Genomic DNA, 19,722 nt, shown 5'->3' on the forward strand with positions numbered 1-19,722 from the left:
CCTGGCATATTCACCGCTTTCCCTGGCCGAAATGCGGTGTCGACGGGGTCGGCGGTCTCCCCGGCGGCCACGAGCGGATCGCGGCCGTGATCGCGGCGACACAGGCACGGTTCCCCGGTTTCGCCTTCCGCCCCACCCTCACCGTGGACAGCACCGGCACGACACCGGGTGCCCTGCCGATCACCGGAAAAGCGACCGCGGAATTCACCGCCGTCCTGCTCAAGAGCCCCGAGAAAGGCGGCCGGACGTATGTCGTGTGGCCGAAGTCCGTCGAATTCCTCGGCACCCGCGGACTCGTGAAGATCCGCGGCACGATCGACGGGCATCCTTTCCGGAGCTCTTTCATGGCCCTGGGCGACGGCACGCACAAGCTGCCCGTGAAGGCGGACGTGCGCAAGGCCATCGGCAAGGCGGAGGGCGACACGGTCACCGTGCGGGTGGAGGAGCGGCTCAGCTCCTGACGGTGTCGCGGTAACGCCTCGGCGCGACCCCCACCATGCGTTTGAAGGCGTTGCTGAAGGCGCTCTCGCAGGTGTAGCCGACCGAGCACGCGAGGGTGGCGACGGGGGTCGCGTCCTGCCGAAGGGCACGGGCGGCCAGGGTCATCCACCAGTTCAGCAGGTAGGTCAGGGGCGGCTCCCCGGCAGCCTCCTTGAAGCGCACGGCGAAGGTGGTGCGGGACATCGCCGCCGCGCGCGCCAACTCCTCCAGCGTCCAGGGGTGGGCGGGGTCGCCGTGCATCAGGCGCAGGGCCGGGGCGAGCCGTTCGTCGGCGAGGGCGCGCAGCCAGCCGGGCGGCAGCCCGTCGGCCTCCGTGAGGCAGAGCCGCAGCACCTGGACGAAGATCAGCTGGGCCGGCTGGTCGGTCGCGAACGGGGCGCCGGCCCGGCCCGCCGTCATCTCGCCCGCCGGCTGCCCGACCAGCCGGCGCAGTACGGGCGCCTCGGCCGCGTCGGCGCGCACGCGGACGAGCTCGGGCAGCGCCCGGCGGAGCAGATCGCCGCTGTCCCGGCTGAGGTCGATGTGCCCGGAGACACACACGACGTCCTCGCCCTCGCCGATCCGGGCCATCCCGGTCCCGGGGTCCACGGTGGCCTCCCGCACGCGGCCGACGGGGCGCGGGTCGTCCCGGTGTCCTCGCCGGGCATCCGGTTCTCCCTGGTCGTCTTCGACGACCTCCGCTTCGAGCGGCGGCCCTACGAACCGTTCCTCGCGTACGGCCGGTCCGAGACGGCCAACGCGTTGTTCGCGGTGGAGCTGGACCGGCGGGGCGCGGCGGAGGGTGTGCGGGCCTTCTCCGTGCACCCCGGCATGATCATCGACACCGGTCTGGCCCAGCACCTCTCCGAGGAGGCCCTGCGGGCGGCCGGCGCCCTCGACGAGCAGGGCCGCCCCGGCCGCGACCCCGCCCGGCAGTTCACGACCGTCCAGCAGGGAGCGGCTACCGGCGTGTGGTGCGCGACGAGCCCGCGGCTCGCCGGACTGGGCGGCGTCTCCTGCGAGAACTGCGACATCAGCCCGGTGGTGACCGCCGGCGGCGAGGCCGAGTGGCGCTCCGGCTCGGCCCTGCCCGGCGTGCTGCCGTACGCGGTCGACCCGGAGGCGGCCGCCCGCCTCTGGGAAGCGAGCGAGCGCCTCACGGCCCTGACCCTCGGCCACGGCCGGACGATCGCGTCGACCGTCTACGGCTCGACGATCGCGTCGATCCGCGCCAGCTCCTCGGCGTCGAAGTCCAGGTTGCGGGCGGCCGCGACGCTGTCCTCGATCTGCCGCGGGCTGCTCGCGCCGACGAGGGCGGAGGTGACCCGGCCGCCGCGCAGCACCCAGGCCAGGGCCAGCTGCGCCAGCGTCTGACCGCGGGACTTGGCGATCTCGTCGAGGGCACGCAGCCGGGCGACGAGGTCCTCGGTGACGGCGTCGGAGTTCAGGAACGGGCTGTCGCTCGCCGCCCGCGAGTCCTCCGGGATGCCGTCCAGGTAGCGGCCGGTCAGCAGGCCCTGCTCCAGCGGGGAGTAGGCGATGGAGCCGACCTGGAGCTCGTCGAGCGCCTCCAGCAGGCCCTCGCCCTCGGGGCGGCGGTCGAGCATCGAGTAGCGCGGCTGGTGGATGAGCAGCGGGGTGCCCAGCTCGCCGAGGATGCGGGCGGCGTCGCGGGTCTGCTCCGCCGAGTAGTTGGAGAGGCCGACGTAGAGCGCCTTGCCCTGCTGGACCGCGGAGTGCAGCGCGCCCATCGTCTCCTCCAGCGGAGTGTCCGGGTCGGGGCGGTGCGAGTAGAAGATGTCGACGTAGTCCAGGCCCATCCGCTTCAGGCTCTGGTCGAGCGAGGACAGCACGTACTTGCGCGAGCCCCATTCGCCGTACGGGCCGGGCCACATCAGGTACCCGGCCTTGGTGGAGATGACCAGCTCGTCACGGTACGGCGCGAAGTCCGCCCTGAGCGCCTCGCCGAGGGCGGACTCGGCGGCGCCGGGCGGCGGGCCGTAGTTGTTGGCCAGGTCGAAGTGGGTGACGCCGAGGTCGAAGGCGCGGCGCAGGATCGCGCGCTGGGTCTCGACCGGGCGGTCGGGGCCGAAGTTGTGCCACAGGCCGAGCGACAGCGCGGGAAGCTTCAGGCCGCTGCGTCCGGTGCGCCGGTAGGGCATGTCGGCGTAGCGGTCGGGGTGTGCGGTGTACAACGCGACTCCAGAGGGGTGGACACAGGATCTACCGGTTCCACTCTTCCCCGGGCCGGGTACAGCGGTCCAACAGAAGAATCCGATGGAATTGTGCGGCTAGGCTTCTCAATCATGGAATTGCGCCACCTCCAGCACTTCGTCGCGGTCGCCGAGGACCAGCACTTCACCCGTGCTGCCGAACGGCTGCTGGTGTCCCAGTCCGGCTTGTCGGCGTCGATCCGGGCCCTTGAGCGGGAGCTGCGGGCGCCGCTGTTCGTGCGCACCACCCGCCGGGTGACGCTGACCGAGGCCGGGCGGGCGCTCCTCGCCGAGGCCGAGCGGATCCTGGCACAGGTCCGGGCGGCGCACGAGGCGGTGGCCGCGGTGCAGGGCGTACTGCGCGGGACGCTGGCGCTGGGCACCGAGCAGTGCATCGCGGGGGTGCATGTGGCGGGACTGCTGGCCGCGTTCCGGCGGCGGCACCCGGACGTGGAGATCCGGCTGCGGCAGGCGGGCTCGGGGGCGCTGGCCGAGGAGGTCGCGGCGGGACGGCTGGACCTGGCCTTCGCCTACCGGACCCGGGCGGACTCGGACCAACTGCGCTCGGTGTCGCTGACGAGCGAGCCGATGACCGTCCTGTGCCATCCCAGCCACCGGCTCGCCACGGCCGGTGCGGCGGTGGCGACGGACGACCTCGGCCGCGAGGTCTTCGTCGACTTCCATCCCGACTGGGGCCCGCGCCGCACCACGGACACCGCCTTCGCCGCGGCCGGGATCCACCGCACGGTCGCGCTGGAGGTCAACGACGTGCACAGCCTCCTGGACCTGGTCGACGAGAACCTCGGGATCGCCGTCGTACCCCGGCACTTCCGGCACAAGCGCCCCTCGCTGACGGCGCTGCCACTGAAGGGCGGGGGCGAGGCGGCGTACGAGACGGTCGCCCTGCTGCCGCCCCAGACGGCCACCAGCCCGGCGGCCCGCGCGCTGATCACCCTGCTCGAAACAGGGGGCCTGGCGACACCCCCGGACGGGGCCCACCCCTCCTGACCTCGGCCTCCCGGCGCCGCAGACTCGTGACCGTCCCACCCGGCAACCACGGTCTGGAGCAGGCGAGATGGCGGAACACACACGGCGGAGCGTGCTGCGCGGCGCGGCGGGGATCGCGGCGGCGGGCGCGCTGACGGCCATGGCGGACCAGCGGGCGGTGGCCCTCGAACGGCCCATGACGAACCGTCATTATCCGTTCCTGGAAGGGGCGTTCACGCCCGTCACCGAGGAACTCACGGCCTTCGACCTCCCGGTCGTCGGCCGCGTCCCCCGCGAGCTGAGCGGCCGCTTCCTGCGCAACGGCCCCAACGTGCTGGGCCTGGAGGATCCGCGCGCCCACCACTGGATGCTCGGCGAGGGCATGGTGCACGGCGTCCGGCTGCGCGACGGCCGGGCGGAGTGGTACCGCAACCGCTGGGTGCGCTCCTCGCAGGTGGCCGGCAAGCTCGGCGAGCCCTGGCCGGGTCCGGTCCCGCCGGACGACTTCCCGTGCAACACGCATGTGATCCCGTACCGGGGACGCGTCCTCGCGCTCCAGGAGAGCGGGCCGCTGCCGTACGAACTCGACGAGGAACTAGGCACGGTGGGCACCCACGACTTCCACGGCACGCTGGAGGGCGCATTCGCCGCCCACACCAAGTACGACGTGTGCGCCGGCGAACTGCACGCGATCTCCTACCACCCGGCCTGGGACCACGTGCGGCACCTGGTCGTGGACCCGTCGGGCCGCGTCGCCCGCACGACGCGCATCCCGGTGGCGGACGCGCCGATGATGCACGACTTCGCGCTCACCGAGAAGCATGTGGTGATCTTCGACATCCCGGTCACCTTCGACGCCGCGGCGGCCGAACGCGGCACCCCGGTGCCCTACGTCTGGAACCGGCAACACCCCACGCGCGTGGGCGTCATGCCGCGCACCGGCGGCCCGGTGCGCTGGTTCGCCGTCGATCCCGTCTTCTACTCGCACACCCTCAACGCCTACGACGAGGGCTCGTCCGTGGTCGTCGACCTGACGACCTACCCGGCCCCCTTCCATGTCGCGGGCCTCGGCTCGGACGGCCCGAGCGCGGTGGGCACGGCGAAGCTGGAACGGTGGACCGTCGACCTGCGCCACGGACGCGTACGCCGGCGCGTCCTGGACGACCGCCCGCAGGAATTCCCGCGGGTGAACGAGGCGTTGGTCTCCCGCCGGCACCGCTACGGCTACTCGGCCGCGGCGGCCGACATGACGCTCGCGTACCTGACGGCCGACGGCGATCCGCCCGACCGGGCCTTCTCCAACGCGCTCATCAAGCACGACCTGCTGCGCGGCGCCACCCTGGTGCACCGGCTGCCCAGGGACGCGGCGGCGGGCGAGGCGGTGTTCGTACCGAGGGATCCCACGGACCGGCGGGCCGCCGAGGACGACGGGTACACCCTCGCGTACGTGCACAACCCGGACCGCGGGGCGTCGGACCTGGTGATCCTCGCGGCGCAGGACTTCACGGGCGAGCCGGTGGCCCGGATCCAGCTGCCGGGCCGGGTGCCGCTGGGCTTCCACGGGAGCTGGATTCCGGACGCATGACGGCCCGCGATGCGCGATGGTGGACCCATGCATGCAAGGGACATCCTCATCGACGGCTACGGCCGCATCCAAGAAGAAGTCCATGCCACCCTCGACGGCCTCGGGCCGGACGACCTGCACGCCCGTCCGGCCCCCGCCGCCAACTCCATCGCCTGGCTGGTCTGGCACCTCGCCCGGGTCCAGGACGACCACGTGGCCGGGGCCTTCGACCTCGACCAGGTGTGGCTGTCACAGGGCTGGGACAAGCGCTTCGGACTCGACCTGCCGCGCCATGACACGGGGTACGGCCACAGCGCCGCGAAGGTCGCCAAGGTGCGGGTCGAGTCCGCCGACCTGCTGACCGGGTACTACGACGCCGTGCACGAGCAGAGCCTCGGGGTGCTGCGCGAGCTGCCCGCCAAGGACCTCGAACGCGTCGTGGACGAGCGCTGGGACCCCCCGGTCACCCTGGGCGTACGGCTGGTCAGCGTCCTGTCCGACGACCTTCAGCACATCGGACAGGCCGCCTATCTGCGGGGGCTGCTTCAGAGCGCGGCCGCGTAACCCGGCAGGACCACGTCCTCGATGAGGGCATTGCGCTCGTCGAACGGGATGAACGCGCTCTTGAGGGCGTTCACCGTGACCGTGCGCAGGTCCTCGACCGTCCAGCCCGCCTCCTCGACCAGCAGGGACATCTCCCGGGTCATGGTCGTACCGGACACCAGACGGTTGTCGGTGTTGACGGTGACCCGGAAGCCGAGGTCCTTCAGGGCGGTGATGGGGTGCTCGGCGATCGAGGTGGCGCAGCCGGTCTGGAGGTTGGACGTCGGGCACATCTCCAGCGCGACACGGCGGTCGCGCACCCAGCCGGCCAGGCGGCCGAGCTTGCCGGCCGCGAGGTCGGGGATGTCCTCGGTGAGACGCACGCCGTGGCCGATGCGCTGGGCGCCGCACACCTGGAGGGCCTGGTGGATGCTGGGCAGGCCGTGGGCCTCGCCGGCGTGGATGGTGAACGGCACGCTCTCGCGGCGCAGGTGCTCGAAGGCGGCCAGGTGGTCGGCGGGCGGGAAGCCGTCCTCGGCGCCGGCGATGTCGAAGCCGACGACACCGGCGTCGCGGTAGGCGACGGCCAGGTCGGCGGCCTCGCGGACCCGGTCGAACATCCGCATGCCGCAGAGCAGGGTGCCGACCCGGACGGGGGTGCCCGCGGCGGCCGCCTTGACCATACCGGCGGCGAGGCCCTCCTGGACGGTCTCCACGACCTCGCTCAGCGACAGCCCGCCCTTGGTGTTCAGCTCGGGGGCGTAGCGCACCTCGGCGTAGACGACGCCGTCGGCGGCGAGATCCAGGACGTACTCCTCGGCGACGCGCAGCAGGCCCTCGCGGTTCTGCATGACGGCGAGGGTGTGCTCGAAGGTGGCTATGTAGCGGACCAGGTCACCGGAGTTGGCGGCCTCGAAGTACCAGGCGGCCAGCTCGTCGGGGTCGGTGGTGGGCAGCGTGTGGCCAACCGCGGCGGCGAGCTCGACGACGGTGGCGGGCCGCAGGCCGCCGTCGAGGTGGTCGTGCAGGACGGCCTTGGGGAGGCGGCGGATCACGTCGGCGTCTACGCGCGTAGCAGTCATGGCGGGTCTTTCCTTGAGCGGGGCGATTCGAAGCGGCGGTGGAAGCTCAGCCGGCGGGCTGGAGCAGGTCCCAGCGGTTGCCGTACAGGTCCTGGAAGACGGCCACGGTGCCGTACGGCTCGTGCCGCGGCTCCTCCAGGAAGGTCACGCCGGCGGCGGTCATCCGGGCGTGGTCACGGGCGAAGTCGTCGGTGTGCAGGAAGAAGCCGACTCGCCCGCCGGTCTGGTCGCCGATCCGGGCACGCTGGTCCTCGCCCTTGGCCCGGGCGAGCAGCAGACCGGTTCCCTGTCCTTCGGGGCCCGGCTCGACGACCACCCAGCGCGAGCCGTCGGGGCGGGGGGCGTCCTCGACGAGCCGGAATCCGAGGGCCTCGGTGTAGAAGCGGAGCGCCTCGTCGTAGTCGTCGACGACGAGGGTGACCAGGGCGACGCGTCTCATCGGGACCTTTCGGTGAGTGTGGTTGACGGGTGAGGTTATACGTAAAACTTCGTGGACGCCAGTCACCTCTTGGAGCGTCCTCGAAGGGGTGGGAGGGGGCCGGGGCCGGAGGGCCGCTCAGGCTCGCTCGTCGCCCTGCGCGACCTCGACGCGGTGGTGGAAGTCGATCATCCCGGTCGCCGAGGCGACGCACGAGACGCTGGCGCAGGCGATCACCAGGGCCGCGATCCAGGCGGCCGCGCGCGGCGAGTCGCGCCGGTCGGACAGCAGGGCCCGGACGCGCAGCGGAACGGGGCCGGTCGTGGCGGCGGGGAGGAACGCCGGCCGTACGGCGGGCGCGGCCTGGCCCGCGAGGGCCGCGCGGGCGATGGCGCGGGCGGCCAGGCGCCGGTCGCCGACGGCGTCGGCGGCAACCTCGTCGGCGGCGCGTTCGGCCGCGAGCCGGATGCTCTCGCGGACCGGGCGCAGCGCGGGGTGGCAGTGGGCCGCGAGTTCGGCGGCGGCGAGGAAGTAGTGGTGGCCGCCCGCGTTGTGCGCCCGCTCGTGCGCGAACAGCACCTCGCGTTCGTCGGCGTCCAGGGTGCGCAGCATCGCGGTGGTGACGACGATGCGGTGCGGGCGCCCGGGCAGCGCGTACGCGTCCGGGTGCGGCGAGTCGACCACGCACAGGTCGCCCGCGGCGGGACCGCACCCGGCCGCCGTGCGCGCCACGCGGAGGGCGCGGCTCTGCCGCAGCACCGAGCGCACGAGCGTCCAGGCACCCACCGCGAGGGCTCCTACGGAGGTGGCGGCGGCCGGGGCGACGAAGAGGTCGGAGGCGGTGCGCAGCGGGTGGACGAGTTCGCCGAGGGCGGCGAAGACCGGCAGCTTGAGCAGCCCGGTGAGGACGAACGCGCCGAGCGCGGTCACCGAGCAGCCCGCGAGGACCACGGCCGCGGCGGTGATCGTCCAGAGCGCGGCGGCGGGCGCCAGCCGGTCCAGGGCCCGCCGGGCCAGCGGCGGCAGGGCGCACGGCAGCAGGAGCGGCAGAAGGAGCAGGGCCGTCATCGCTCCCCCGGTTCCAGCAGGTCACGCAGGACGCGCTCGTCGTCGGGGCTGAGCTGGGCGACGAAGCGGGCGAGCACCGTCTCCCGGTCGCTGTCCCGGTCGAGCTCGGTGTGCATCCGGCGGGCGGTGAGGCCCTGGGCGTCCTGCACGGGGACGTAGGCGTAGCCGCGGCCCTGGCGCTGCCGGTCCACGATCCCCTTCTCGTGCAGGCGGGACAGGATCGTGGTCACCGTGGTGCGCGCCAGGCCCGCACCGAGGCTGAGCTGCACCTGGCCGGGCGTCTGGGGCGCACCGGCGGCCCAGAGCGCGGCCATGACGCTCGCTTCGAGCTCACCGGCCGGCCGGCGTTCGTCCTTCGCGTCGGTCATCGGAACGATCCTCACCCCGTCTTCGTCTACAGTCCAGTAGACCGCCTGGCCGATTGTAGTCACCCGGGCGCACGGCCCGGTCAGCCGTCGGTGCGCAGCCGGTCGAACAGGTCGAAGAGGTCGTGACCGGCCAGGGCGTCGCGTTCGGCGCGCTGGGGCGGGGACGCCGCAGCGGCGCGCGGTCCCTTCGGTACGAGGGCCAGCACCTCGGAAAGGGCCCGCTCCCCGACGTTCTTGGGGTCGTACCCCTTCTTCAGGTCGTACGCGTCCGGGTCCGCGACGAAGGCGAGGGTCGCCGCCGCGAGCACCCCGGGCACGTCGTTGCGCCGGGATCCCGTCCCGGCGAGCAGGTTGCGGCTCGCGTCGTGCAGTTCGGCCGGGCGCCGCAGGCCCAGCAGTGCGGGCAGGGTCGCGCCGCCCAGTTCCTCGAAGCCGGTGCCGGTCAGGGCGTCCACCACGGCCCGCGCCTCGGCGTCGTGCGCGGCGCCCGGCAGGCCGGCGCTCTCGCCGTCGGGGAGCGCGGCCCGGCAGACCAGCACCCGCAGCGCGAGCGGCGGGTACTCCGCGCTGCCCCCGGCGGCCGCCGGATGGGCGGCGAGCACGTCGATCAGAGCCCATGCGTACGCCACGCCGCAGGCCAGCGTCGCGCACACGTCCGCGAACACCTCGCCGACCCAGCCCTCCCACACGGCCAGGCGCTCCGGCACAAGCCGCGCGTGCTCGCGCAGGCGCGTGCGCAGGGGTTCGGTGAGGCCGAAGTCGTCCTCGATGTGGTGGCCGGTCTCGTGGGCGACCGCGAGCAGCGAGGGCAGGTGGTGGCTCGCCGACCAGGGGATGCCGATCACGGGGAACGGCAGGTGCCGGCTGGCCCGGCGGCCGGCCATGGTGCGCTGGCGCCCCGACGGCAGCAGCTCCTCGAAGTCGCTGCCGCGTGCGGCGGCGAAGGGCACGGGATGGCGGTTGAGGAAGGTGAGCGGGGGCTCGCGAAGGGCCGGGCGCGGGGCCGCCGCCCGCCGCACCGGATCGTAGACGGCCCAGGCCAGCTCGTCGGCCACGTCGAGGAACCGCCGCTGTCGGGGCATGTGCCGCATGGCCCACTTGCCGCGGAAGAAGTCCCACAGATGGTGCAGGTCGAGGACGAGTTCGGGAGCCCTGTCCCGCCGCTCGGCCGCGGGCATCCCCCCGAGCCGGCCGAGGGCGGCGGAGACGACCCGTACCGCGCTCTCGATCTGCGACCGGTGCTTCTCCATCGGGCCCCGGGCCTTCGCGGCCTCGGCCCAGTCGGCCAGCTCCGCCTCCAGCCCGGCGAGCAGATGCCGCACCTCGGCCTCGCGGCGTGCGGGATGTCCGGGGTCGACGGTCAGGCCCCCGGTCGTCGAGACATCGCTCATGAGCTCGTCGGCTCCGGTTCCGGGTCGGGTTCGTAGGCGCGCAGGGCCGCGGGGCTGGCGAACAGCGAGACGCAGAGGTGTTCCAGATGGTCCTCGCCCCAGGAGGCGAGGCCGTCCGCGGCCCGGGCGAGGCCGCGCAGCTCCTCGTACGTCCGCAGCAGCGGCGCGTCCGCCCGCACGGCCCGCGCCACCAGGCTCGTCTGGGCGCTCCTGGCGCCGCCCAGCAGTCCCACTCCGAGCACGGCGGGGGCGTGTCCGGAGGAGAACAGCGACGCCGCGAACAGGTTGCGCAGCATCAGTTGCAGCGGGATGTCGGCCGCCGATCCGGGGCGGGGCGGGTCGAGGACGACCAGCGGCTGGGCGCCGGGGTCGAACTGCCGCAGCCAGGCGATGAGTCCGTCCGGATCCAGGTCGGCTCCCGTGACCGTGCGGCTCAGCCGCTCCCGGGGGCTGAGCTCCCCGTACGACAGGTCGAAGCAGGGAGTCGTGCCGCCGCGCAGGCGCAGCGGAGCGCTCACGTGGAGGACGGCGGGAGGCTGTTTCAGCCGCGGGAGGCTGCCGGGCGACCGGAACTCGCGGACGGGCACCCCGTGCGCCGTATAGGCGCCGACGACCGAGCGCGTGGAGGCGTACGCGGAGGCCGCCAGCGTGCGGTTGTCGGAGGGGGGATCGCAGGCGACGACCACGGCGCTCGGCCCGCTCTGTTCCCTGGCGCGGCGCCGGTAGTTCCGCATCAGTACGGCCGCCGCCAGCGCCGCGTCGACCACGCCGAGCGGGCCCAGACCGAGCAGGGCACCCGCGGCGGCGAAGAGCGCCCCCTGGGAGAGCGAGCCCCAGACGCCGTCGGTGACCACCTTGGTGACCGACTGGGTGTTGAGGGCCGCCTGTACGGCCCGGACGTCGGCGGTCTCCGCGGCCCGGGGCAGGGTGCGGTACACGGGCACCCCCTGCTCGTGCCGGAATTGGAGTTCCCAGGGGAACGCGTGCGACCAGGGCTCGTCCGCCTGCACCTGCGCGCAGCGGACCGGCGGACCGCCCGTTGACTCCCGCGAGAGCCGCACCCCGTTGTCGTACGCGACTCCCAGCCAGTTCTCGGCCAGCGCGTGGGCCGCGTGCACGAGGGGGGAGGGACTCCCCCACCCGGGGAGCACGCGGTAGACGTGCTCGTGCTCGGGCCGGACCACGACCGGCAGGAACGAGGAGGGCGGGACCGGCTCCCGCGCCGGGTAGCCGAGCACCTCCGACATGCGCTGCGCGGCCCGCAGGACGGACAGGTCCTGGTTCTCCTCGCCGGTGGCGCGCAGGACGGACTGCGCCCAGCAGGAGGGCCGCTGCACCTCGCTGAGGTGCTCGGCGGCGCTGTGCAGCAGCGTCCGTCGGGCCTTCGTGTCCGGTTCCGTCGAGGCCGTCAGCCAGGTCGCGGCGGCGCGCAGCAGGGGCGGTGCCGCCTCGACGTCGCGGCGCAGGGACCGGCTGAGGTCGCCCTCCGGCGCCCCGCCGCAGCGGATCTGGGCCCGGGCCCAGCGCCATCGGGGCAGCGGGTCGTCGCCGGCTGCCTCGCACAGCGCCGGATAGGCCCGCGCCACCAGTCGGGCGGCCTCCTCGGGGCGCCCCGACACCCGCTCGAACTCCGCCAGGCGGGTCAACCGCACGTAGTGGTCGAGATCGGGGCTCTCGGTGTGCAGCAGCGGTTCGAACAGCGGTCGCAGCAGGTCGAGTTCGGGCCGTGGCTGCCGCTCCGGGGTGCGGCACAGGCTCAGTCCGAGGAGCGCGGCGACGCGTGCCGTCGGCGCCTCCACGGCGGAGAGGGCGTCCGCCAGTTCGGGGGCCCGGCCGGGATCGGCCAGCACGGCGGCCACTCCCCCCTCCAGCAGGTCCTTCTGCGAGCCGCGCGGAACGGTGAGCAGCGAGTCGTCGGGCACCTCGAAGCCCCGCTCGGCGAGTGTGTGCCACAACAGCGCGGTTCGCACGGCGAGTTCGCCCGAGGTGTCCACGGCCCGCACGAGTTCGAGGGTCTGCGCCGCCCTGCGCAGGTCGCCCATTTCCTGCACGAGGTACTGGGCGTACAGCAGCAGTGACTGCGGATGGCCCTCGGGGTAGCCGAGGTCGGACCAGAGCGCGGCGGCTCGGTCGAAGGACCGCTCGGCCTCGTCCACCGACAGCAACTGGCCCTCGAACACCCCGCGTTGCAGCGCCGTCCAAGCCAGGCACCGGTACCGGGTGGCGTCGCCGATGTCCGCCAGTGCGACGCGGTCCGCCCGGTCGAGCGCGTCGAGGGCCAGCTTGGAACGGAAGAGGAACTGGTGGGCCTGCGCCTCGTACTGGAGCGCCTCGACCTGGTCGGTGGGCGGCAGCGCGGTCAGGTCGATGTCCCGCAGTGTGCGCAGGGCCGAGTACGGGGCGTAGGTCTGCAGTTCCACGCGGGCCAGGCTCAGCAGGGCACGGTTCTTGGTCGCCGCGTGCGCTCCCGCCAGGGTCTCCGCCGCCGCCACCTCCCGGTGCACCTCGATGGCCGCGTCGACCCGGCCCCGGTCCTCCAGGACGTGCGCCAGTTGCCGGGAGATCGCGGCCTCGTCCGCGACGCGGCCGCTGGCCCGTGCGCGCGACATCGCGTTGCGGAAGGTGGTCTCGGCCTCGGGGTCGTTGAGCTGGGTCTGGATGGTGGCCAGGATCATCTGCAGGCCCTCTTGGATCGGAGCCGGGAGCTCGCTCTCCAACAGGGTGCGGATCAGCTCGGACGCCTCCTCGTGCTGCTGCCGCCCGACGAGGACCAGGGCCCGCAGCAGGGTGTCGGCCCCGCGCAGGTCGATCGGCTCGTCCGACTCCGCGGCCAGTCGCTCGACGCGGGACAGATGGCGCTCGATCTCGCTCCAGGCCGGATCCGAGGAGTTGGCCAGGGTGAGGAGGAACAGCGGGGCGACGCCCGAGGAGTGGTTCGTCCGGCCGCGCAGGACCGCCATCACCGCGCCGAGGTGGGCCAGGACCACCGTGCGCCGGGCGATGAGGGGCTGCCCGTCGGCCCGCGGTCGGGGCCGGCCCCCCTCCAGGTACTCGTCGCCGAGCAGTTCCTCGCACAGCTCCCGCATCAGCTCCGGATCGTCCCCGTCGTACGACGCCGAGAATGCCTCCCGCCACCGGCTCTCCGCGTTCGGATCACCCGCCTGGAACCGGTGGTAGGTGGCCTCCTTGACGTACGCGCCCCACTGCTCGGGATCCGATTCGGCCAGGGCGTCGAAGTGGGCGGCGAAGGCGTGGTGGAGCTCCTCGAAGACCTCGTGGCCGGAGATCAGCAGCCGCATCGGCGCCAGGACGTTGATGTGGAAGACGACGGTGTCGTCGTCGCCCGCGTGCCGGGAGACCCAGGAGGACCTGGACGCGTAGGCGAGGAGCCGCTGCCAGGTCCGCTCCAGGTCGTCGTCCGTCGGCTCGGCGGCGGTGAACGGGAAGACGTCCTCCCTGCCCCGCAGATGGTGGGCGTCGAGGCGCGGATCGTCCACCTCGGACCGGTCGGTGATGCCCTTGGCCAGCCAGGAGCGCATGACGGTGCGTACGTCCTCCTTGCGCAGGCGCCTGGGGATCACGCCGTACCGCAGCAGCCAGCGCACCCCGGGGTCGTCGATGCGCTGCACCACCCGCTCGATGAGGTAGCGCACCAGCGGCTCCTCGCAGGAGGCGAGTTGCTCGGCGGTGATGTCGGGGTCGTGCTCGATGAGGTCGGCGAGCAGGGCCAGCGCGAAGGGGAGCCCGCGTGCCTTCTCCGTCGCGACGTGCACCAGGCACCGGTCCGTGATGCCACGCATGCCGGTCAGGTACTGGCGGGCCTGTACGGGGCTGAACGGCCGCACCTGGACGTGCTTGACGTCCCTGCTCGGGAAGGCGCTGAGCGCCTCGGGGATGCTGGTGCGCAGGTCGTGGCGGCCGGCCAGGATCAGGCGGAGTCCGCGGCAGCGCTGCAGGAGCGAGCCGAGCATCCGCAGGAGCCGTTCGGTCTCGGGGTGGCCGTGCAGCAGGAGTTCCTCGGTCGTGTCCACGACCAGGACGGCCGGACGGCCGGCCAGGGCCGGGTTGAGACGCTCGGCGAAGGCCGCGAGGAGTTCGTTCTCGACCGCCGCGCTGTCGAGGCGGTCGACGGCGCTCGCGACCTCGCGCGCGGTCTCGGAGGGCCGGCGGTCCAGCAGGATCCGGTAGACGCCGTAGCCGGCGAGGGACTCGAAGAGCCGTCCGGGCAGCCGGCGGCCGAACTGTTCGGCGATCTCCAGCAGCAGGAGCCAGGGATGACGCCCTACGGAGTGCGGGTTCACGACGTCGAAGTCGATGCGGGCGCACGGGACGTCACGGGGCGCGGGCACGCAGTACCGGGCCACCAGCCAGCGCAGCAGCATGGTCTTGCCGGCGCCTCCGGGGGCGTGCACGTGCCAGACCCGGCGCCGCCCGGAGAGCAGCCGGTCGGCGTCGGCGGCCACTCTCGCGGGCTGCAGGAACTGGGCGGAGCGGGCGTAGTCGGCCGCCCAGTGGTCGCGGGCCCGCACATATCCGGCCCGGTCCATGCCGAGTTCGGCGATCGCGGGGAGAACGAACGGCAGCCGGTCGGCGTCGCCGAGGATGTCGACGAGATCCTGGCAGGCGGCGAAGTCGCGGCGGGCGTCGGCCGCCGCGAACCGCTCCTCGAAGAGGGCGACGGCCTCGTCGGGTTCGGGCAGCAGGAGGTGCCGTACCGCTTCGGCGTGGTCGCCGTCCGCGCGGCGGCGCTCGCCGATCGCGCGGTCGAGGGCCAGCAGTCCGGCGGGGGCCGCCTCACCGTCGGCGCCGTCACTGATCCAGTCGAGGAAGTACGCGCTGCGGTCGGTCTCCGACAGTGTGTACGTCCCCGGCACCCCGACCACGGGCTCCACCGCGCGGGCGCCGACCAGTTCCGTCAGGGCGGGCGGCTCGTCCCGCCCCGGCCCGGCGGCGGTGTGCCGCAGGACGTCCTCGTACAGGGCGGCGTCGAAGGAGCGTGCCACGGCGCAGGCGCGCAGCACGGGGGTCCAGTCCGGCGGGCGCAGCGAGCGGGTGATGTCCTCCAGGCTCTCGCCGGCGGCGAGTCGACGGGTGAGGTCCGCCAGTACGTCCGTCATCGGCCGGCTCCCTGTGGTCGCGCCTCGCGCCATTTCGGCAGGAGTTCACGGAGTAACTCGAAGGTCCTGACGCCGAAGTACGGGGTCAGCTGCTCGCGGTACATTTCGAGCAGGCCCTCGGTGCCCTCGTCGGTGGGAACGCCGAGGCGTCTCGCGTAGGCGCGGGCGAGCCGCATGAACTGGTCGCTCTCGAAGTCGCCGACGCTCACCCGTCCCAGCATGTGCGAGTCGGCCTCCGGGAGCACCTCGTTCAGCCAGGCGTCGCGGCCGACCACGATGAGCCGCAGCGGGGCGGCGTGACCGTAGGCGACGGGCGAGACCAGCCCCTTGTACAGGACGTTGACGAAGTCGCCCCGCATGATGGTCTCGGCATGGTCGAGCGCGATCACCATGGGCCGTCCGTCAGCGGCGGTCCTGAGCGCGTCGAGGAACGCGTCCATGATGTGCGTCTTGCGTTTGTCGTAGGGATCCCCGACCTCGTCGTCGAAGGCCAGCCAGGCGTCCTCGGCCGGTTCCGGCTCGCCGTCGCCCGGGGTGGCCGAGGCCGCCAGCCGGTTGAGTACGGCGTTGAAGGTGCCGAACGCGGTCTCGGGCAGCCGGCACAACTGGCTCGGGGAGGTGGCCTCCTGGCGGATCAGGCGAAGGACCGAGAGCCAGTCCTTGTGCCGGGTGGGCGGTCCGGCGGCGGCTGCGCCGGCGGGGTGGGTCAGCGGTTCCTTGAGGTCGACCGAGACGATGTGGTGCCCGCGCAGGAACCAGGTGACCAGGCACCAGTTGGTGAGCCAGGTCTTGCCCGTGTGCTCGCTGTTGGTCTGCGAGTGGCCGCCGATCACCAGGACAGGCCGGTCCGTGCCGCTCGGGGCGAGCGCCGGGTCGTCCAGCGCCCACCAGGCGCGCCGGCGTTCGTCGGTGCGTCCCACGAAACGGCGGAGCTCCTGGTACTGCTTGCACTGGTCGATGCCCTTGATCGAGCCGCCCGGTGGCGGGAGGTGATCGACGGGCAGGACCAGGCCGGGGGCGGTCCGGGTGAGCAGCACCGGCAACGCCCAGGACCCGCGTCTGGCCGGGCGTCTGGCGAGTTCGGAGCGGGCGGCGGCCACCGCGTCGTCCACGGCGCGGGCACAGCTCAGTTCCGCGTAGAACTTCTCCGCGAAGACGACCGCGGCGTCGGACTCGATGTCGTCCTGCATCGAGACGACGGCCCGGGTTCCCGCGTCCAGGAAGGCCTGGGCCATGCCGCCGATCAGGTCGGCGGGGTCGGCCTTGCCCGCGTGGCAGGCGTTGAGCACCACCAGTGGGGGCTTCCAGTCGGTCAGATCGGCGACGTCCCCCGCGGCGAGCAGCCATTCGTCGGGGCCGTCGCGGGTGTCCCCGGGGAAGACGACGACGGGACTGTCCGATCCCGGGCGGGGCATGCCGTGGCCGATGACATGCACGATGTGGGGGCGCAACTCGTCGATGTGCTCGGACAGTTGGCCCGCGTCACGCGGCGCGTCGAGGATCTCCAGGTAGGTGCGGCCCGGGGCGGACTCCAGGGCCCCGGATATCGCGGCGATCTCCCGTTCGGCCAGCAGCCGGTCGTCGTCGGGCGGCTGGCACACCACGACGAGCACGCGCAGCGGCCCGAGTTCGCGTAACTCCCCGGCGCCGAAGGGGTCGTCGTCGATGCCGCGTCTCCACAGGAGCTCCTGCCGACGCCACAGCCACTGCCCGCGGTGCCGCAGCAACTCCCAGGGCAGGCAGCGCAGTTCGAGGGGCTCGACGTCCAGCCGGACGCGCAGGGGCCGGCGCGCCGTGCCGCTCTTGCGCAGATCGGCCCAGTGCTCGTCCAGTCCTGTGCCGAGCAACGCCCCGTACAGCTGGTCGCCCGCGTGTTCCCGGTAGATGTCACCCACGCCGCGGTCGAAGACCGTCAGGAGGTCCTCGGTCCGCTCCAGGACTCCCAGAGGTGCGGCCCCCACCTCGCGGCCGTCCACCGAGAGGGTGACGGTGGTCCTGTCCGTGCCGTTCGCCGCGCCGACGAGCCGCAGGACCGCTTCCGTCGGCGTCTTCGCCGTGTCGTGTGCCATGGTGCCCCCCGTGGACCGCTAGTGCGTGGCGTCGTGGGGCGGCAGCGGCTGCTCGTCCGGCTCCACCGGTTCCAGCACGGCCTCGGGATCGTCCTGCGCCTCTTCCAGCAGGACCGGTGGTACGGGCACCTGCGCGGCGCCCCGTCCGGGCTGACGGGGGCCGTAGTCCTTCTTGACCTTGCCGAACCAGTTCTTGCGGAGGCGGACCACCCGGTAGAAGGGGGTGACGTCGGTCGCGAGCCACTCCAGACCGATGTGGCGACGCCAGGCCACGGCCGCGGCGGTCGTGACGTCCGCGAGGGTGGGCGTGCCGGGCCCCGCGCCCGCCTGGAAGCGCAGTTCGGCCTCGCTCGCGGCGTCCGTGGCGGTCAGGACGACGCCCGAGGCGGCGGTGACCACGTCGGTGACGGCGAGCAGGGTGTCGTCCCAGTCGTCCCACCCGCGGCCGACCAGTGCCGCGGCCAGGGCGCGGGTGTTCTCGACACCGCTCTCGGTCAGGCCGCGGTAGACGACGAGGGCGGTGTCACCCTTCTCGAAGCCGACGCGTGCGCCGAAGTCGGCGGCTGCCAGGGCGCTGAAGCCGTCCGCGGCGGCCCCGGCGGCCTTGAAGGTCACGGACGCGGAGCCCCGCGCGTCGTAGGTGTAGTCGTTGTGCGGGGTGCCCGGGCGGGCGGTGAAGGGGACGCCGTGGTCGGTGAGGCTGCCGGCGCTGCGGATGTCGCCGTCGGCGTTCTCCAGGACCTGTCCCAGCTCGACGCGCCGGGAGAGCGGCCAGGACACCCACCACTTCTTCCATACGTCGTCGACGGCATGCCGATACAGCTGGTAGGCGTCCTTCATGTGCGTCCCCCGCGTCGTGCTCTCCCCGTGTGGTCCCGGCAGCGTACTGCGCCGGACGGCGGCGGGTAACGGAACCGGTCAACTCCGTTACGCTGTGACGTTTTTGCTGCCGGGACCGTGCCGTGCGCCTCAGCCCAGCGGCTTTTCCAGCACCGCCTTGCGGTGGCTGAACGTCTCGATCGAGTAGCGGCCGTGGTAGCTGCCCATGCCGCTCTCCCCCACGCCGCCGAACGGCAAATCGGAAACCGTGAGATGGGCGAGCGGGAGGCCGTGGCCGAGGCCGCCGGAGGAGGTCTCGGCGGCGATCCGGCGGCGGGTGTCGTCGGACTCGGAGAAGACGTACAGGGCCAGGGGCTTGTCGCGGTCGTTGATGAAACCGATCGCCGCGTCGAGGTCCGGCACGGTGACGAGGGGCAGGATGGGGCCGAAAATCTCCTCCCGCATGACGGGCGCGTCGGGGTCCACGTCCGCGAGGACGGTGGGCGCGATGTACTTGCTCGTCCGGTCGCTGCCGCCGCCGACGGCCACCCGGCCCGAGTCGAGCAGGCCGCTGAGCCGGTCGAAGTGCCGTTCGTTGACGATCCGGCCGTACCCGGCGTTCGCCGCAGGGTCGGTGCCGAACAGGGCCTCGACGGCCCGGACGAGGGCGCGTTCGAGGGCGGGGGCGGTCTCCGGGTCGGTCAGCACGTAGTCGGGGGCGACACACGTCTGGCCGGCATTGAGGAACTTGCCGCGCGCCAGCCGGTCGGCGACCACGTCCAGGTCGGTGCCACGGTCGACGAACACCGGTGACTTGCCGCCGAGTTCGAGGGTGACGGGGGTGAGGTGCTCGGCGGCGGCGCGCATGACGATGCGGCCGACGGTGCCGTTGCCGGTGTAGAAGATGTGGTCGAAGCGCTCGGCCAGCAGGGCCGTGGTTTCCGGGACACCGCCCTCGACGACGGCGACCGCCTCCATGTCGAGGTACGCCGGGACGAGCCGGGCCAGCGCCGCCGAGGTGGCCGGGGCCAGCTCGCTCGGCTTGGCCACCACCGCGTTGCCCGAGGCGAGCGCGCCGACCATCGGGGCGAGCAGGAGCTGGGCCGGGTAGTTCCACGGGGCGATGACGAGGACGACGCCGAGCGGGTCGTACTGCGTCCAGGCCGTCGCGTCGTCGCCGAGGTGCGCCGGGACGGGCGCGGACTCGGGGCGCAGCCACTGGTCGAGGTGGTCGAGGGTGTGGTCGATCTCCCGGATCGTGAAGTCGATCTCGGTGCGGTACGCCTCGGCGGAGCTCTTGCCGAGGTCCGCGTGGAGCGCGGCCGCCAGGTCGGGGCCGCCCGCCGTGAGCATCTCGCGCAGGCGGCGCAGCTGGCCGGTCCGCCACTCGACGGGCCGGGTGCGGCCGGTGCGGAAGGTGGCGCGCAGCCGGGCCACGACGTCGGCGGGCTGCTCGGGGGTGGAGTGGTTCACGATGCCTCGCTGGTGATGCTGGAGCCTTACGGCTTCGGAGTACGAACAGTCAGATGTAAAGGCCAACCTTTCAGGAACGAAAATATATTTCCAGGCCCGGTCGAGCGCGCGGTACCGGGTCGTCGCGTCC

14 protein-coding genes and 1 pseudogene are annotated in these 19,722 nt (G+C 73.2%); 4 read left to right on the plus strand and 11 right to left on the minus strand.

From position 1 onward, the window contains the following. Positions 1-173 precede the first annotated feature (173 nt). On the plus strand, positions 174-461 hold the full coding sequence (locus ACWGKT_RS22985) for a DUF1905 domain-containing protein (protein ID WP_453275183.1): 288 nt from the start codon (positions 174-176) through the stop codon (positions 459-461). On the opposite strand, the pseudogene ACWGKT_RS22990 reads toward ACWGKT_RS22985, so the two are convergent. Together ACWGKT_RS22990 and mgrA are read right to left on the minus strand one after the other, a co-directional pair. Continuing rightward, a pseudogene (locus ACWGKT_RS22990) lies at positions 451-1,086 on the minus strand (AraC family transcriptional regulator); the annotation flags it as partial. The gene ACWGKT_RS22985 and the pseudogene ACWGKT_RS22990 sit on opposite strands and share 11 nt — an antisense overlap. Before the next feature lie 596 nt (positions 1,087-1,682). Continuing rightward, positions 1,683-2,675, minus strand: coding sequence for an L-glyceraldehyde 3-phosphate reductase (gene mgrA, locus ACWGKT_RS22995; RefSeq protein WP_453275147.1), 993 nt, complete (start codon positions 2,673-2,675; stop codon positions 1,683-1,685). Positions 2,676-2,786: 111 nt separating this feature from the next. On the opposite strand from mgrA, the gene ACWGKT_RS23000 reads away from it, so the two are divergent. The 3 genes from ACWGKT_RS23000 (at position 2,787) to ACWGKT_RS23010 (ending at position 5,808) form a co-directional block, all read left to right on the plus strand. Continuing rightward, a complete protein-coding gene (locus tag ACWGKT_RS23000) occupies positions 2,787-3,701 on the plus strand; it encodes a LysR family transcriptional regulator (RefSeq protein WP_453275148.1) in 915 nt (304 codons plus the stop codon). Positions 3,702-3,768: 67 nt separating this feature from the next. Then, positions 3,769-5,265, plus strand: coding sequence for a carotenoid oxygenase family protein (locus ACWGKT_RS23005; RefSeq protein WP_453275149.1), 1,497 nt, complete (start codon positions 3,769-3,771; stop codon positions 5,263-5,265). A 27-nt stretch (positions 5,266-5,292) separates the two neighbouring features. Further along, complete coding sequence (locus tag ACWGKT_RS23010; protein ID WP_453275150.1) at positions 5,293-5,808, plus strand: mycothiol transferase; 516 nt, start codon at positions 5,293-5,295, stop codon at positions 5,806-5,808. On the opposite strand, the gene ACWGKT_RS23015 is transcribed toward ACWGKT_RS23010, so the two are convergent. The 9 genes from ACWGKT_RS23015 to ACWGKT_RS23055 form a co-directional block, all read right to left on the minus strand. Then, complete coding sequence (locus ACWGKT_RS23015; protein WP_453275151.1) at positions 5,790-6,869, minus strand: adenosine deaminase; 1,080 nt, start codon at positions 6,867-6,869, stop codon at positions 5,790-5,792. The two genes, ACWGKT_RS23010 and ACWGKT_RS23015, sit on opposite strands and share 19 nt — an antisense overlap. A 46-nt stretch (positions 6,870-6,915) precedes the next feature. Then, positions 6,916-7,308, minus strand: a complete 393-nt coding sequence (locus tag ACWGKT_RS23020) for a VOC family protein (protein WP_453275152.1) — start codon at positions 7,306-7,308, stop codon at positions 6,916-6,918. A gap of 117 nt (positions 7,309-7,425) precedes the next feature. Beyond that, on the minus strand, positions 7,426-8,355 hold the full coding sequence (locus ACWGKT_RS23025; RefSeq protein WP_453275153.1) for a M48 family metalloprotease: 930 nt from the start codon (positions 8,353-8,355) through the stop codon (positions 7,426-7,428). Further along, complete coding sequence (locus ACWGKT_RS23030) at positions 8,352-8,723, minus strand: BlaI/MecI/CopY family transcriptional regulator (RefSeq protein ID WP_356149768.1); 372 nt, start codon at positions 8,721-8,723, stop codon at positions 8,352-8,354. The genes ACWGKT_RS23025 and ACWGKT_RS23030 overlap by 4 nt, the downstream gene beginning before the upstream one ends. A gap of 80 nt (positions 8,724-8,803) precedes the next feature. Then, positions 8,804-10,114, minus strand: a complete 1,311-nt coding sequence (locus ACWGKT_RS23035; protein WP_453275154.1) for a hypothetical protein — start codon at positions 10,112-10,114, stop codon at positions 8,804-8,806. Beyond that, the gene (locus tag ACWGKT_RS23040; protein WP_453275155.1) at positions 10,111-15,231 is read right to left on the minus strand and encodes an AAA family ATPase; all 5,121 of its coding nucleotides are present in this window, start codon (positions 15,229-15,231) and stop codon (positions 10,111-10,113) included. Before ACWGKT_RS23040 ends, ACWGKT_RS23035 begins: the two co-directional genes overlap by 4 nt. Continuing rightward, positions 15,228-17,300, minus strand: coding sequence for a CHAT domain-containing protein (locus tag ACWGKT_RS23045; RefSeq protein ID WP_453275156.1), 2,073 nt, complete (start codon positions 17,298-17,300; stop codon positions 15,228-15,230). The genes ACWGKT_RS23040 and ACWGKT_RS23045 overlap by 4 nt, the downstream gene beginning before the upstream one ends. A gap of 18 nt (positions 17,301-17,318) precedes the next feature. After that, the gene (locus ACWGKT_RS23050) at positions 17,319-18,140 is read right to left on the minus strand and encodes a hypothetical protein (protein ID WP_453275157.1); all 822 of its coding nucleotides are present in this window, start codon (positions 18,138-18,140) and stop codon (positions 17,319-17,321) included. 129 nt (positions 18,141-18,269) lie between these two features. Further along, positions 18,270-19,592, minus strand: coding sequence for an aldehyde dehydrogenase family protein (locus ACWGKT_RS23055; protein WP_453275158.1), 1,323 nt, complete (start codon positions 19,590-19,592; stop codon positions 18,270-18,272). Between the last annotated feature and the right edge of the window lie 130 nt (positions 19,593-19,722).

It is taken from the genome of Streptomyces sp. NPDC054794, from assembly GCF_053611585.1.

What these genes read in the sequence shown, in the direction of transcription:
- ACWGKT_RS23010 (WP_453275150.1), top strand. Translation starts at nt 5,293, where the DNA reads ATGCATGCAAGGGACATCCTCATCGACGGCTACGGCCGCATCCAAGAA.
- ACWGKT_RS23000 (WP_453275148.1), top strand. Translation starts at nt 2,787, where the DNA reads ATGGAATTGCGCCACCTCCAGCACTTCGTCGCGGTCGCCGAGGACCAG.
- ACWGKT_RS23025 (WP_453275153.1), bottom strand. Translation starts at nt 8,355, where the DNA reads ATGACGGCCCTGCTCCTTCTGCCGCTCCTGCTGCCGTGCGCCCTGCCG.
- ACWGKT_RS23045 (WP_453275156.1), bottom strand. Translation starts at nt 17,300, where the DNA reads ATGGCACACGACACGGCGAAGACGCCGACGGAAGCGGTCCTGCGGCTC.
- ACWGKT_RS23020 (WP_453275152.1), bottom strand. Translation starts at nt 7,308, where the DNA reads ATGAGACGCGTCGCCCTGGTCACCCTCGTCGTCGACGACTACGACGAG.
- ACWGKT_RS23030 (WP_356149768.1), bottom strand. Translation starts at nt 8,723, where the DNA reads ATGACCGACGCGAAGGACGAACGCCGGCCGGCCGGTGAGCTCGAAGCG.
- ACWGKT_RS23005 (WP_453275149.1), top strand. Translation starts at nt 3,769, where the DNA reads ATGGCGGAACACACACGGCGGAGCGTGCTGCGCGGCGCGGCGGGGATC.
- ACWGKT_RS23050 (WP_453275157.1), bottom strand. Translation starts at nt 18,140, where the DNA reads ATGAAGGACGCCTACCAGCTGTATCGGCATGCCGTCGACGACGTATGG.
- ACWGKT_RS23035 (WP_453275154.1), bottom strand. Translation starts at nt 10,114, where the DNA reads ATGAGCGATGTCTCGACGACCGGGGGCCTGACCGTCGACCCCGGACAT.
- ACWGKT_RS23040 (WP_453275155.1), bottom strand. Translation starts at nt 15,231, where the DNA reads ATGACGGACGTACTGGCGGACCTCACCCGTCGACTCGCCGCCGGCGAG.
- ACWGKT_RS23015 (WP_453275151.1), bottom strand. Translation starts at nt 6,869, where the DNA reads ATGACTGCTACGCGCGTAGACGCCGACGTGATCCGCCGCCTCCCCAAG.